Annotated in this window: 9 protein-coding genes; 6 read left to right on the plus strand and 3 right to left on the minus strand. The window is 47.8% G+C overall.

The annotated features are described in order from the left end of the window. Positions 1-123: 123 nt before the first annotated feature. The 3 genes from KCV26_02280 to KCV26_02290 are packed head-to-tail and all read right to left on the minus strand — an operon-like array spanning position 124 to position 5,542. Entirely contained in the window at positions 124-1,881 is a 1,758-nt protein-coding gene (locus KCV26_02280; protein ID WZX37242.1) for a [FeFe] hydrogenase, group A, read from the minus strand. Positions 1,882-1,898: 17 nt separating this feature from the next. Then, the gene (locus KCV26_02285) at positions 1,899-5,033 is read right to left on the minus strand and encodes an FAD-dependent oxidoreductase (protein ID WZX37243.1); all 3,135 of its coding nucleotides are present in this window, start codon (positions 5,031-5,033) and stop codon (positions 1,899-1,901) included. Next, on the minus strand, positions 5,030-5,542 hold the full coding sequence (locus KCV26_02290) for an NAD(P)H-dependent oxidoreductase subunit E (protein WZX37244.1): 513 nt from the start codon (positions 5,540-5,542) through the stop codon (positions 5,030-5,032). The genes KCV26_02285 and KCV26_02290 overlap by 4 nt, the downstream gene beginning before the upstream one ends. 389 nt (positions 5,543-5,931) lie before the next feature. Between KCV26_02290 and lysS the strand changes: the two genes are divergently transcribed. The 6 genes from lysS (at position 5,932) to KCV26_02320 (ending at position 14,260) form a co-directional block, all read left to right on the plus strand. Next, on the plus strand, positions 5,932-7,680 hold the full coding sequence (gene lysS, locus KCV26_02295) for a lysine--tRNA ligase (GenBank protein WZX37245.1): 1,749 nt from the start codon (positions 5,932-5,934) through the stop codon (positions 7,678-7,680). Beyond that, positions 7,677-8,675, plus strand: a complete 999-nt coding sequence (locus KCV26_02300; protein WZX37246.1) for an NAD(P)H-dependent glycerol-3-phosphate dehydrogenase — start codon at positions 7,677-7,679, stop codon at positions 8,673-8,675. Before lysS ends, KCV26_02300 begins: the two co-directional genes overlap by 4 nt. 13 nt (positions 8,676-8,688) lie before the next feature. Beyond that, complete coding sequence (locus KCV26_02305; GenBank protein ID WZX37247.1) at positions 8,689-10,032, plus strand: glucose-6-phosphate isomerase; 1,344 nt, start codon at positions 8,689-8,691, stop codon at positions 10,030-10,032. A gap of 66 nt (positions 10,033-10,098) precedes the next feature. Continuing rightward, entirely contained in the window at positions 10,099-10,833 is a 735-nt protein-coding gene (locus KCV26_02310) for an HAD hydrolase-like protein (protein ID WZX37248.1), read from the plus strand. Between the two features lie 69 nt (positions 10,834-10,902). Beyond that, positions 10,903-12,828: an NAD(+) synthase gene (locus tag KCV26_02315; GenBank protein ID WZX37249.1), complete on the plus strand. Its 1,926-nt coding sequence runs from the start codon at positions 10,903-10,905 to the stop codon at positions 12,826-12,828. A gap of 4 nt (positions 12,829-12,832) precedes the next feature. Then, a complete protein-coding gene (locus KCV26_02320) occupies positions 12,833-14,260 on the plus strand; it encodes a phosphotransferase (protein ID WZX38295.1) in 1,428 nt (475 codons plus the stop codon). Positions 14,261-14,294 lie beyond the last annotated feature (34 nt).

Below are 14,294 nucleotides of genomic sequence, written 5' to 3' on the forward strand. Positions count from 1 at the left end.
ACAATTACTCTCATAACAGACTGGTAGCCAATAAGCTAATGCAATACGTCTGGTTTCTATTACAAAGTAAATCATTTTATTCAAATAAATGAAATTTTCAGGGGTAAATTACTGTGTTGAAACTTAATACTCCCTCTTCATATAATGGGTGTGAAGCAAGTGATGCGACTTCTCCCCCAGCGGTTTTTCTAAGAAATCGGCATATATTGCGGTAATCTCCGGATTTTCATGTGATTTTCGTATCGCTTTATGATCGTCATCGTAATAAATAGATTCAGCACGTTTTTCACGTGTTTCCGCGTTGGTGGGAATGGGTTGTCCACCACCGCCAAGGCAACCTCCCGGGCATGTCATCACTTCAATAAACACGTAGGGTGAAGTGCCGTTTTTAATCTGTTCCAACAAAATTCCGGCGTTTTTGAGTGTATGGGCGACAGCTACCTTAATAACCGTTCCGTTCAAATTTACGTCCGCCTCTTTTATTCCTTGGAAACCCCGTACAGAAGTAAAATTGACGTCATGTAGTGTTTTACCGGTATACACCTCATAAGCTGTCCTCAGTGCCGCTTCCATCACCCCTCCGGTAGCACCAAATATTACGGCGGCACCGGTTGATTCACCCAACGGGCTGTCGAACCGTTCTTCCGGGAGACTGGAAAAATTTACCCCCGACTCACTGAACATACGTGCCAGCTCGCGAGTGGTAAGCGAAAAATCCACATCAAAAAAATGTTCCTCATCTTTCAGTTTAAGTTTCTCTTTCCAGTAATGGAATGCTCCGTCCATTTCAGGACGTTTTGCCTCATACTTCTTGGCTGTACAAGGCATGATGGAAACCACCACGATGTTTCTCGGATCGACTCCCGTTTTTTCGGCATAATAGGTTTTTGCCACAGCGCCAAACATCTGCTGCGGTGATTTACAGGTAGACAGGTGTCTCAACAAACCCGGATAAAAATCCTCGATAAACTTGATCCATCCCGGCGAACAGGAAGTAATCATCGGTAACTCCCCGCCCGTCCTGATGCGGTGAAGCAACTCATTCCCTTCCTCGATAATGGTAAGGTCGGCAGCGAAATTAGTATCGAACACTTTCGAGAATCCGAGTCGGCGTAATCCGGCAACCATTTGACCTGTAACCAGGCTTCCGTAAGGCATCCCCATAGCCTCTCCTATTCCGACACGCACGGCTGGCGCGGTTTGCACCAGAACAATCTTTCCGGGATCTTGTAAGGCTGCCCAGACTTCGCTTACCGAACTTCTCTCCGTTATAGCTCCTGTGGGGCAGACCAGGGCGCATTGCCCGCAATTTGAACAGGCTACAAGCCCCAACCCCGAATCGAGAAAAGTGGAGATTTTGCTTTTTAATCCCCGTCCCGAAAAATCGATTGCCTTTACTCCCTGCATCTGGCTGCAAACGGCAACGCAACGGCCGCACAGGATGCATTTTTCCGGGTCGCGCACCAGCGAAAGCGATGTTTCGTCTTTTACCAGCTGCTCCTTCCGGGTGCGAACAAACCGCCTAGCACTAATCCCTAATGCATGGGTCAGCTCCTGCAATTCGCAGTTTCCGTTCCGGTCACAAATCAAACAATCCTGAGGATGATTGGCCAGCAATAACTCAACATTTACTTTTCTTGCCTGCATGGCCCTCGGGCTGTTCGTAGAAATTTCCATTCCCTCGGTAACCTGGGTGATGCACGAGCGCAATAACGATTTAGCACCTTTCACTTCCACCACACAAACGCCACACGACGCATTTTGCGATACATCTTTCAGGTAACACAGCGTAGGCACCTCTATTCCCACAGAACGGCATGCTTCCAGAATGGTGGCTCCTTCAGCTACCTGAACAGGACGGTTATTGATGTTAATTTCCATAATACAGCTTTTTCAGATTAATATTTCACGTCACACCTCAGGCACCTCTCCACCTCATTGCGGGCCTGCTCACCCGTAAATCCGCAGGAGATCTCGTTGAAATTATTCACCCGGTCTTTCACCGAAAGCCTCCTCGGAACATTCTTCGAAGCGGGTTTTGGATTTGCGGGCACAACGTTTCGATAGTCAAACGGGGGCGAGAGCAGACAAAACCGGTTTTCACCCATCAACATCCTGTCCATCGCAGCAGCGGCTTTCTTCGCCATCCCCATTGCCTCTGCCGCTGTTGAGGGGCCGCTTACCGCATCTCCCCCGGCGTAGACTTTCGGATCAGTTGTTTGAAAAGTGAACGGATCAATAACGATTCGCCCGTCCCGGGTAAGCTTCATATTTTTTTCAGCCAGAAATCCGGAATCTACCCGTTCACCGACAGCCAGCACAACAGCATCACACGGAATTTCTTCAAATACTCCGGTGGCAACCGGTTTTTTCCTCCCGGAAGAATCGATGCTTCCACCCGACATCCTTTCAATGTGCAGCGCTTTTACTCTGCCCGATTTATCCGTTATAATCCCGTTGGGAGAAGCCATAAAACGATAGTTGATTTTTTCTTCTTCCGATTCCGATATCTCGACGGCGTTGGCAGGCATATCCCCTTTTTCACGCCGGTAAACGATGGTCACATCCTTTCCCAGGCGTAATAAACTCCGAGCCGTGTCGATGGCCACGTTTCCGGCACCGACAATAGCAACCCGCTCACCCACTTTCGGTGTTTTCCCCACAGCCATCTCTTTCAGAATTGTTGTTCCCGCAAAAACACCTTTTGCATCTTCTCCCGGAATTTTCAAATCAATATTTTTCCATGCACCTATCGCCAAATAAATGACATCGAACTCATTTTTTAACTCTTCCAGGGAAAGGTTGTCTCCCAATCGCTGGTTGAACTTGAATTTCACACCCAGTTTTTTTATCAGCCTGGCCTCCTTCCTCAACACTTCTTTCGGCAAACGATAATGCGGTATGCCGAAACGCGCTACTCCCCCAGCTTCGGACAAAGCCTCGTAAACGGTGATATCATGGCCGAGGCGTACCAGGTAAAAGGCTGCCGTAAGCCCTGCTGGCCCGGCACCTACAATGGCAATCCTTTTTCCGGTGGGAGGAAGTTTTTCTTTAATCAGTTTATGGTAGATCCCGTTCTCTTTCCCTAGCTGGTACATGGTATCAGCCAGGTACCGGTGGATCTCGCCTTGCGAAACCGGCTGGTCAAGCATTTCACGACGGCAACGCATTTGGCAATGGAAGTGACAAATCCTCCCTATTGTTCCCGGCAGGGGATTATCGCGCAGCGTAAGCTCAAAGGCTTCTTCCACACGGTCTTCCTTAATCAGTTCGATGTAACCCGGAATGTTCATGTGCAGCGGACAGCTATTTTCGCACAAAGCCATGAACAGCGACTCGCATGTCCCTGCATGACACCGTTTCTCCCGGATATGCTCTTCGTACTCGTTCCGGAAGTATTTTAACGTGGTCAGAATGGGATTGGGGGCGGTTTGCCCGAGAGCGCAAAGCGACGAATCTTTGATAACACCGCTGAGCAGCTCCAAGACCGTTAAATCGGCGAACGTTCCTTGTCCCCGGGTGATGCGGGTGAGAATAGCCAATGCTTGTGACGCCCCTTCACGACAGGGCGTACATTTTCCGCACGATTCTCCTGCGTTGAACTCCAGAAAATACCGCGCCACGTCAACCATGCAGTTGTCCTGGTCCATCACCACCATTCCTCCCGAACCCATGATGGCTCCAATGCCTGCCAGTGACTCGTAATCCACCGGGGTTGAAAAAAACTCCAACGGGATGCAACCACCGGAAGGCCCGCCGGTCTGCACGGCTTTTACGCGTTTGGAAGTTCCTGTTCCCTCCCCGATATTGAACACAAATTGCTCCAACCTTGACCCGAGAGGAAGTTCTACCAACCCTGTATTCTTCACTTTTCCCACCAGTGAGAACACTTTTGTTCCTGGGCTTTTTTCCGTCCCCATAGCTGTGAACCATCCGGCACCTTTTTCAATGATGACCGGCACGTTGCACCAGGTTTCCACGTTGTTGATATTGGTGGGTTTTCCGTACAATCCTTTGCTGGCAGGATAAGGCGGACGCGGAAGCGGTCGGCCCGCCTTCCCTTCGATGGAAGCAATCAATGCTGTCTCCTCACCGCAAACGAAGGCTCCGGCCCCTTCAACAATGTCCATCTTGAAACTGAAACCGGTACCCAATATATTTTCACCCATGAGCCCGAGTTGTTCAGCTTGCCCGATAGCCGTCCGAAGCCGCTTTACGGCAAGCGGATATTCTGCCCTCACGTATGCAATGCCCTCACTTGCTCCCATGGCGTAAGCACCTATCAGCATACCTTCGAGCAACATGTGCGGGTCGCTTTCAATTTCGTTACGGTTCATGTACGCGCCCGGATCGCCCTCGTCCGCATTGCAGATAACATATTTCTGCCGGGCATCCTGTTTTTGCATGATTGACCATTTTACTCCCGTAGGGAAACCTGCCCCTCCCCGGCCACGCAACTTCGACGCCATCACTTGCTCTACCACTTCTGCCGGCTCATAAGCCATAACCGCTTTTGCCAGGGCATTGTATCCTCCCACAGCAATATAATCGAAAATGTCTTCAGGGTCGATGAGGCCGGCATGGCGCAACACCACTTTCTTCTGTCCCTTAAAAAAGGGCACCTCATCCCAGTGAGGAATATCTTCGTAACCCTTTCCAAATACCACCTCCGAAGTCAGGAAATCCCATTCATCGATGCGACACAACAGCTTGTTTTTATACAGCCTGTTTTTATGTAAATTATCAATGATGCGTTTTACATCCTTCACTTCCACTTTACTGTAAACCAGCATAGGCTTGCCCGGCTGATAGAACATCACCATCGGTTCTTCAGCGCAGAAACCGAAACAACCGGCCTGCTTGAGTTTACAATCGAAGTTATTCTCCGACAGCACCTTTTCGAAATGATGATAAACCGTAGCGGCTCCGTTACCGATACCGCAGGTCCCCATTCCAACCAAAATCATGGGAGTCGCCGGCAGGATCCTTTCCTTGTGCTGTTTTCTTAAGGTTTCAATTTCAGACGGTTTCATAGCCGTGGGGTGTATTTGCTCAGGATTTTCATTAATTTCCGGGAATTCACGTTACTGTAAATAACATTGTCTATGGCTACGACGGGCGATTGTGCGCATTGTCCGAAACAGGCCACTGTCCTTATCGTAAACATGTTATCGGGAGTAGTGAAAGATGATTCAGTATCGTCACCGGTACGTTTAATACCTAAAATTTTTCCGATATCATCCAGCAAGGCTTTTGAACCTTTTGTGTGACACGCTGTACCGCGACAAACGACAATCGAATGCTTGCCTTGAGGTTTTAAATTAAAGAAGGAATAAAACGTGGCTACACTGTAGACCTGTGTATAAGGCACCTTCAGTTTTTTCGATATTTCGGCCAGCGTTTCACCCGGAAGATAGTTCAGGAGATTTTTCTCCTGTGCTTCTTCCAACGTGGTGAGCAACATACCAGGCTTTCCGCGGTATTTTTCGATGATTTCATCGAGAATTTCCCCCGTAACGGGAGCGTTTATCAGTGTTTCCATACCCGCATTTTTTATTAAACAAAATCAACCTTTAAGACTTGTAAGAGATTAACAGTCATTCGACTAAACACACATTTCATCTTTTACAAATGTAGTGTATTTTCTTTGTAATTAAAGAAATATTTCTTTAATTATTTACACCTGTTTTCTATTTGGAATAATTCTACATAAAACGCCCGTTGTCTATTGTTAAATAACAGCTGGAATAATTACTTCCTGCTACCTCATGCGGACTACCCCACACTGCCTTTTTTCGAAAGAAGGAAAATTAGCTGAAAATCAATTTTTTCATACCCTGCATCAACGAAAAAAGCTACATCAAACGGAAAGTATGCGATATATTTTGTACTTTTGTGGAGTTTTTGCGAAACTCGAAAAAATAAAACAAAATGCATCATTTAGAGCTTAGTGAACAGGAGATAATCCGCAGACAAAGTTTAAACGAATTAAGAAATTTAGGAATTGAACCCTACCCCGCAGCGCTTTACGAAGTAAACGCTTATTCCACCGATATAAAAGAAGAATTCAACGATGAGGAGAAACGCCCGGTAAGCATAGCAGGGCGCATCATGAACCGCCGCATTATGGGCAAAGCGTCCTTCATCGAACTACAAGACTCAAAGGGAAGAATTCAGGTCTACATCACACGCGACGATATCTGTCCCGGAGAAGACAAAGAACTTTATAATACTGTTTTCAAAAAACTGCTCGATATTGGCGATTTCATCGGAATTACCGGATTTGTTTTCCGCACCCAGATGGGCGAAATTTCTGTGCATGCCGAATCGCTGACCGTGCTGGCCAAATCGCTGAAGCCGCTTCCTGTAGTGAAGATGAAAGACGGCGTGGCCTACGACAAGTTCAACGATCCCGAACTTCGTTACCGTCAACGCTACGTGGATCTGGTGGTAAACGACGAAGTAAAAGATATTTTCATCAAGCGCACCCGTATTTTTAATGCCATGCGCGAGTTCATCAACAAATTTGGCTACCTGGAAGTGGATACTCCCGTTTTGCAGAGTATCCCCGGTGGTGCCGCCGCCCGCCCCTTTATCACGCATCACAATGCTCTGGATATTGATTTGTATTTACGCATTGCCAACGAGCTTTACCTGAAACGGTTGATCGTAGGTGGCTTTGAAGGTGTTTACGAGTTTTCACGAGACTTCCGCAATGAAGGAATGGACCGGACGCACAACCCGGAGTTTACGGTAATGGAGATCTACGTCTCCTACAAGGATTACAAGTGGATGATGGAATTTACCGAACAAATGCTGGAACAGATCGCCACGAAGGTGCTGGGAACAACAAAGACAACCATCGGCGATAGGGAAATCGATTTTAAAGCGCCATATCCACGCGTCACCATGATCGACGCCATTAAGGAACATACCGGAATGGATATCACCGGAATGGATGAGGCACAATTGCGCGAAGTTTGCAGGAAGCTGAACATCGAGGTAGACGAAACCATGGGTAAAGGAAAACTGATCGATGAAATCTTCGGCGAGAAGTGCGAGGGGAATTACATTCAACCGACATTCATCATCGACTATCCCATCGAAATGTCCCCCTTGTGTAAACGCCACCGGGCTAATCCGGAGCTTACCGAACGCTTCGAACTGATGGTGAACGGTAAAGAACTGGCAAACGCCTACTCGGAGTTGAACGATCCGATTGACCAGCGCGAACGCTTTGAAGAACAGCTCCGCCTGTCGGAAAAGGGCGACGACGAAGCCATGTTTATCGACCAGGATTTTCTGCGCGCCCTGGAATACGGCATGCCACCTACATCGGGGATGGGTATAGGTATGGACAGGCTTACGATGCTGCTCACCGGACAAACCACCATTCAGGAAGTACTCCTTTTTCCGCAAATGCGTCCCGAGAAAAAAACCAAGAAGGATTCAACGTCCAAATATGTTGAAACCGGAATCCCGGAAGCGTGGGTTGCTGTATTGCAGAAAGCGGGTTACAATGAAGTGAAGAGCCTTACAGACGTAAACCCCAACAAGCTGCACCAGGAAATTTGCGGATTGAACAAGAAATTCAAGATGGAGTTGAACAACCCGTCGGTGGAAGATGTTAAATCCTGGGTGGAGAACGCAAAAAAAAACGAATCACTTAACGCACAATGAGTTCACTCGGAAAAATTGCTATTCTTGGCGGTGGCACGTGGGCTACGGCTCTGGCAAAAATCGTGCTGATGAATGAAAAGCACATCAATTGGTTTATCCGTCGCGACGATCAGATTGAAGGTTTTTACAAACTCGGCCGCAACCCCAGTTACCTGACAAACGTAAAATTCAACCTGGCCCAGATTACGTTCTATTCGAACATAGAAAAAGCAATCAAAGACTCTGACACCATCATCATTGCTATCCCCTCTCCCTATGTGAAGCAATATATGCGAAAAATATGGATGAGCAGTACACTAAAGGGGAAATTTGTGGTCTCTGCCGTCAAAGGCATGATACCGAACGACAATATTGTGGTAAGCGAATACCTGATGAGTAATTTTAAAATCCCGCGGGAAAACATCGGGGTGATATCCGGCCCCTGTCACGCCGAGGAGGTCGCGCTTGAACGGCTCTCGTTCCTGACCGTTGCCAGCTACGATACCGAGAAAGCAAAAATGCTTTCGGAAGCCATACGTTCGCGCATTATGAACACCTCCATATCGGATGATGTGGTAGGGATTGAACTGGCTGCCGTCCTTAAAAATATTTATGCCATTATTTCGGGAGTTTGTTCCGGATTGCAATACGGCGATAATTTTCAGGCGGTGCTGATGACCCAATGCGCCAAAGAGATGAAAACCTTTCTCGATGCCATCGTACCCATGGACAGGTGCATTTGTGAACAGCATTATTTAGGAGATATGCTGGTCACGGGATATTCGCAGTTCAGCCGTAACAGGACGTTGGGGACGATGATCGGAAAAGGATATTCCGTAAAAACGGCGCAACTGGAAATGGAAATGATTGCCGAAGGTTATTACGGCGCCAAATGCATTCAGGAGATGAACAATCACTTCAAAGTGAAAATACCTATTGCACAAACGGTTTACGAAATTCTGTACGAAAAGCTTCGTCCTCAGGCCGCAATTAACGAATTGATCAAAAATTTTTAACAACAGATACAACATGGATACAATAAAACTGGTCATCAATCATGTATATGATTTCGTGTCCGAAAAAGAAATCCTGCAACAGGCAGATAATGCAACTGCGGCCAATAAGGCGTTGCACGACGGGACACGTGCAGGAAACGATTTTCTGGGTTGGGTAAACCTCCCTTCATCAGTTACCGAAGACTTCATCCGGGATATCGAAGATACCGCAACGGCGCTCCGCACCCGGTGCGATGTGGTAGTGGTGGTGGGTATCGGCGGAAGTTACCTGGGAGCCAAGGCCGTTATCGACGCACTCTCCAATTCTTTTGACTGGCTGCAGCACGAAAGAAAAGATCCGGTTATCCTGTACGCGGGAAACAACATCGGGGAAGATTATCTCCACGAACTTACGGAGTACCTCAAAAAAAGACAATTCGGGATTATCAACATATCCAAGTCGGGCACGACTACAGAGCCAGCCATCGCATTCAGGCTACTCAAGGACTTGCTTGTCGGAAAAGTGGGTAAGGAGGAAGCATGCAGAAGAATAGTGGCCATTACCGATGCATCGAAAGGAGCCTTGCGTACGTTGGCCGGTACCGAAGGCTATAAAACTTTTGTTATCCCCGATGATGTGGGCGGACGCTACTCCGTACTTACCCCCGTTGGTTTACTGCCCATCGCCGTCGCAGGTATAAACATCCGCGAACTCCTTCGGGGCGCCAAAGATATGGAAGAAGCCACCGGAGCCAACACCTCGTACGAAGTTAACCTGCCCGCCATTTACGCAGCCATCCGCAACGAACTTTACCGGAAAGGAAAGAAGATTGAGATCCTGGCAAACTACAACCCGAAATTGCACTATTTCGCCGAATGGTGGAAACAGCTTTATGGGGAGAGTGAAGGCAAGGAAGGCAAAGGCATATTCCCGGCCGCAGTGGATTTCACTACCGATTTACACTCGATGGGACAATGGATCCAGGAAGGTGAACGCACGATCTTCGAAACGGTTTTATCCGTAAAGGAACCCAAAGAAAATGTCAAAATTCCACACGATGAAGCCAACCTCGATGGGCTTAACTTCCTGAAAGGAAAACGGGTGGACGAAGTAAATAAAATGGCCGAGCTGGGCACGCTTATCGCCCACGTGGATGGTGGCGTCCCCAATATCCTCATCGAAATTCCAAAATTATCGGAATATTACATCGGCCAGCTCATCTATTTCTTTGAAAAAGCCTGCGGGATCAGCGGCTACATGCTTGATGTAAACCCATTTAACCAACCCGGTGTGGAAGCCTACAAGCGAAACATGTTTGCACTGCTGGAAAAACCCGGGTACGAAGCAGAAACCAAAGCGATAAAAGAGAGATTATAAACATCAAACGACAAAAACAGATAAATCGCTCGACCGCTTTTGGCGGTCTTGCGATTTTTTAATTATATGAAGGAACGATTTCAAAAATACTTAAAAGCGAACAGCCACATCCGGTTTGACCTGAAAGCTATCCTGTTCGATATGGACGGCGTGCTCTATAATTCCATGCCGGCTCACGCAAAATCGTGGCAGCAAACAGTGGAAGAGCTGGGTCTGAAAACCAATCCTGAAGAGTTTTACCTGCACGAAGGCAGAACCGGAGCATCCACGATCCACATTATTTTTCAACGTAATTTTGGCAGGGATGCAACGGAGGAAGAAATTCAAGCAATCTACGAAAGGAAAAGCGAACTATTCGTGAAATACAATACGGGTGAGACTATCCCCAAAGCCAGGGAAGTTCTCGATTTCGTAAAATCCAACGGATTAAGACCTGTTCTGGTGACGGGATCGGGACAACCTTCGTTGCTGGACAGGCTGGACCATGACTTTCCAGGTATTTTCTCCCCTGAGACAATGGTCACGGCTTTCGATGTAAAAATCGGAAAACCACACCCCGAACCTTTCTTGATGGGGCTGCAGAAAGGGGGAAACCTGATACCCAACCAGGCATTGGTAGTTGAGAATGCCCCTTTGGGTACGGAAGCTGCAACCAAGGCCGGGATTTTCACCATTGGGGTCAATACAGGGCCGCTCCACGATAACATCCTGAAAGATGCCGGAGCAAATTTGGTTTTTCATTCCATGCAGGAACTATTGAACAAGTTCCCCGAGATTCTGGAAATAACCTCCTTAATCTGAAGCGGTTTTATTCCATTTCGCGAAAAATAGCTAAATTTGTGCAATTTACAACGTAAACAGGAAACGACTATGAAAATCAACGAGTACGGTTTTGTCAGGGTGGCAGCGGCATCTCCCAAGGTGAAAGTGGCCGACTGCGATTACAATGTTTCGGAAATCAAATCGATGATCGATGTTGCCGAAAAAGAGAACGTCCAAATCGTATGCTTTCCAGAACTAAGCATAACCTCGTATACATGCGGAGACCTGTTCTTTCAGGCCGCTTTGCAGCAAAAGGCCGTTGAAGCACTGCTCGAGCTGGCCGGCTTCATAAAGAAGAAGCCTTCGCTCATCGCCATTGTGGGACTTCCGTTGCTGCTAAAAAACAGCTTGTACAATGTGGCTGCGGTTATTTCACACGAAGGGGTATTGGGTTTTGTCCCCAAAACGTATATTCCCAACAACAACGAGTTTTACGAGAAACGATGGTTTGCGGGAAGCCGTGACCTGAACAATTTTTTTGTCGAGATCAACGGGGAAAGCATACCTGTCTCTTCCGACGGGATGATTTTTCACACGCCGTTCGCGTCTTTCGGAATCGAGATCTGTGAAGACCTTTGGATGCCAGTGCCCCCTTCTTCGAAACTAGCGATGCAGGGTGCCGACATCATCTTTAACCTTTCCGCCAGCAACGAGCTGGTAGGCAAAAACGCGTACCGGAAATCATTGGTTTTACAGCAGTCGGGGCGTTGCAATGCCGCGTATGTCTATGCTTCTGCCGGATGCGGAGAGTCGTCCACCGATCTGGTTTTTTCCGGTGCGGCAACCATTGCCGAAAACGCCACGCTGCTTGCCGAAGGGAAACGTTTCTCCCTGGATAACGAGATGATCATTTCCGACATCGATGTCGTGGCTTTACGAGGCGACCGGCTAAAGAACAGCAATTTCATCCCTCCACAGGAGGAGTCTGTTTCAGAGATTGAATGTGCGCTGGAAGCGGTTTCTACGGGAAAATGGCACCGGAAGTTCAACCCGTATCCCTTCATCCCGTCACCGGAAAAAGAAGATGAGTATTTAAGCGAAGTTTTCAACATACAAACGGCGGGGCTAGCAAAACGATTACAACACACAGGAATCAAGACAGTAACTATGGGCATTTCGGGCGGACTGGATTCTACGCTGGCACTGCTGGTTACTACAAAAACCTTTGATTTTCTCGGACTTCCACGCGAAAATATAATCGGGATCACCATGCCCGGATTTGGAACAACCGGCAGAACTTATAATAATGCTGTGGAATTAATGAAATCAGTTGGAGTAACGGTAAAAGAAATCCCGATTGTCAATGCCGTTACCCAACACCTGAAAGATATTGAACAAGATATCAACCTTCACGATATCACCTACGAAAATGCCCAGGCGCGCGAACGAACACAAATTTTGATGGATTATGCCAATAAAATCAATGGTTTGGTGGTGGGAACCGGAAATTTATCGGAACTGGCGTTGGGTTGGGCAACCTACAACGGCGACCACATGTCGATGTACGGAGTAAACGCAAGCGTTCCAAAAACATTGGTTAAGACGCTGGTACGCTGGATTGCCGACACGCAGATGGGCGACCAACCCCGGAAAATTCTTCATGACATCCTCGACACGCCCTTCAGTCCGGAACTGCTTCCGGCAGACAAAGAGGGGAAAATTGCCCAAAAGACCGAGCATTTCATCGGCCCATACGAACTACACGACTTTTTCCTGCACCGGATGCTTCGTTACGGAGATTCCCCCAAACGAATCTATTTCATCGCACAACAGGCATTCGTCAATCAATATTCCCCGGAAGAGATCCTGAAATGGCTGAAAGTTTTCTATAAACGTTTTTTTGCCCAGCAATTCAAGCGCTCCTGCATGCCCGACGGCCCCAAAGTGGGCTCCGTCAATCTCTCTCCCCGCGGCGACTGGCGTATGCCTAGCGATGCCGTGGTAAATGTATGGTTAAAAGAACTGGAGAATTAAGACCATCCGCATGAAAGAATTAGTACAATTATTTAAGAACTATACCGGAAAGTCGGCCCCCAAAATAGACCCTCTGCCTTCGTCAGGATCCAACCGCAGGTATTACCGGTTAAGGCAGGACGAAGTATCTGTTGTAGGGGTATACGGACAATCCAAAGAGGAGAATCACGCTTTTATCGAACTCTCGCGCCATTTTCACAAACAGCGGCTAAATACCCCCCGGGTGCTTGCAGTTTCCGGTGATGAAATGTTTTACATCCAAGAAGATTTGGGAGACAGCGTACTTTTCGATGCGCTGAAAGCCGGGCGACTGACGGGCGTGTTCAGTACGGAAGAAAAGGAGATACTGCACAAGACCATTGCCCTGTTGGCCGATTTTCAGGTGCTGGGGGCTAAAGATCTCGATTTCAGCGTGTGTTATCCCCAGGCCGAATTCAATCACCGTTCGGTACACTGGGATTTAAATTACTTCAAGTACAACTTCCTAAAAACCACCGGTATGGAATTCCAGGAAGATCTTCTGGAAAACGATTTTGATAAACTATCCCAACACCTGCTTCAGGACGAGTCGGACACGTTTCTGTACCGTGACTTCCAGTCGCGCAACGTGATGCTTGTTGACGGCCGTCCTTACTTCATAGACTACCAGGGAGGGAGAAAAGGTCCAGTGCACTATGATGTGGCTTCGTTTTTGTGGCAGGCAAAAGCCAATTTCCCGGATGACCTGCGCGATGAACTCATCAAGACATACATCGCTTCACTCAAAAAGTACAGGGAGGTAGACGAAGCCGAATTCATAGAAAAGCTCCGGCTGTTCGTACTGTTCCGCACGTTGCAGGTCCTTGGCGCCTATGGATTCAGGGGGTATTTCGAAAAGAAGCCACACTTTATCCAGAGTATTCCGTTCGCGCTCAACAACCTTCGGGAGCTACTCAAGGGTGGTTTCGACGAATATCCCTATCTGACCGGAATGCTGAACGAGATGGTCGGCCTGAAACAGTTTGCCGACACTCAAAAACGCGAACTCGAGGTACGGGTATTCAGCTTCGCATACAAAAAAGGAATCCCCAACGATGTATCGGGAAACGGCGGCGGGTATGTGTTCGATTGCCGTGCGATAAACAATCCCGGGAAGTACGAACGGTTCAGCCATTTCACGGGACTGGACGAAGAGGTCATTAAGTTTCTGGAGGAGGATGGCGAAATGGAACTGTTTTTAGACAACATTTACCCGCTGGTCGACAGCCACGTGAAACGATATATGGAAAGGAACTTCACTAGCCTCATGGTCTCGTTCGGCTGCACAGGCGGACAACACCGGTCGGTTTACGCCGCACAGAGAATGGCGGAACATATCTCAAAAAAATTCGGAATCAAAGTGTCTCTCGTTCACCGGGAGCAGAACCTGGAACAGGAGTTTAGAAGCAGATAAAAAACCCAACAGATTCAAAACAACTCACAAACTA

The sequence above is a fragment of the Petrimonas sulfuriphila genome, from assembly GCA_038561985.1.
GTDB classification, from domain to species: Bacteria; Bacteroidota; Bacteroidia; order Bacteroidales; family Dysgonomonadaceae; genus Petrimonas; species Petrimonas sulfuriphila.

What these genes read in the sequence shown, in the direction of transcription:
- KCV26_02280 (WZX37242.1), bottom strand. Translation starts at nt 1,881, where the DNA reads ATGGAAATTAACATCAATAACCGTCCTGTTCAGGTAGCTGAAGGAGCC.
- KCV26_02285 (WZX37243.1), bottom strand. Translation starts at nt 5,033, where the DNA reads ATGAAACCGTCTGAAATTGAAACCTTAAGAAAACAGCACAAGGAAAGG.
- KCV26_02290 (WZX37244.1), bottom strand. Translation starts at nt 5,542, where the DNA reads ATGGAAACACTGATAAACGCTCCCGTTACGGGGGAAATTCTCGATGAA.
- lysS (WZX37245.1), top strand. Translation starts at nt 5,932, where the DNA reads ATGCATCATTTAGAGCTTAGTGAACAGGAGATAATCCGCAGACAAAGT.
- KCV26_02300 (WZX37246.1), top strand. Translation starts at nt 7,677, where the DNA reads ATGAGTTCACTCGGAAAAATTGCTATTCTTGGCGGTGGCACGTGGGCT.
- KCV26_02305 (WZX37247.1), top strand. Translation starts at nt 8,689, where the DNA reads ATGGATACAATAAAACTGGTCATCAATCATGTATATGATTTCGTGTCC.
- KCV26_02310 (WZX37248.1), top strand. Translation starts at nt 10,099, where the DNA reads ATGAAGGAACGATTTCAAAAATACTTAAAAGCGAACAGCCACATCCGG.
- KCV26_02315 (WZX37249.1), top strand. Translation starts at nt 10,903, where the DNA reads ATGAAAATCAACGAGTACGGTTTTGTCAGGGTGGCAGCGGCATCTCCC.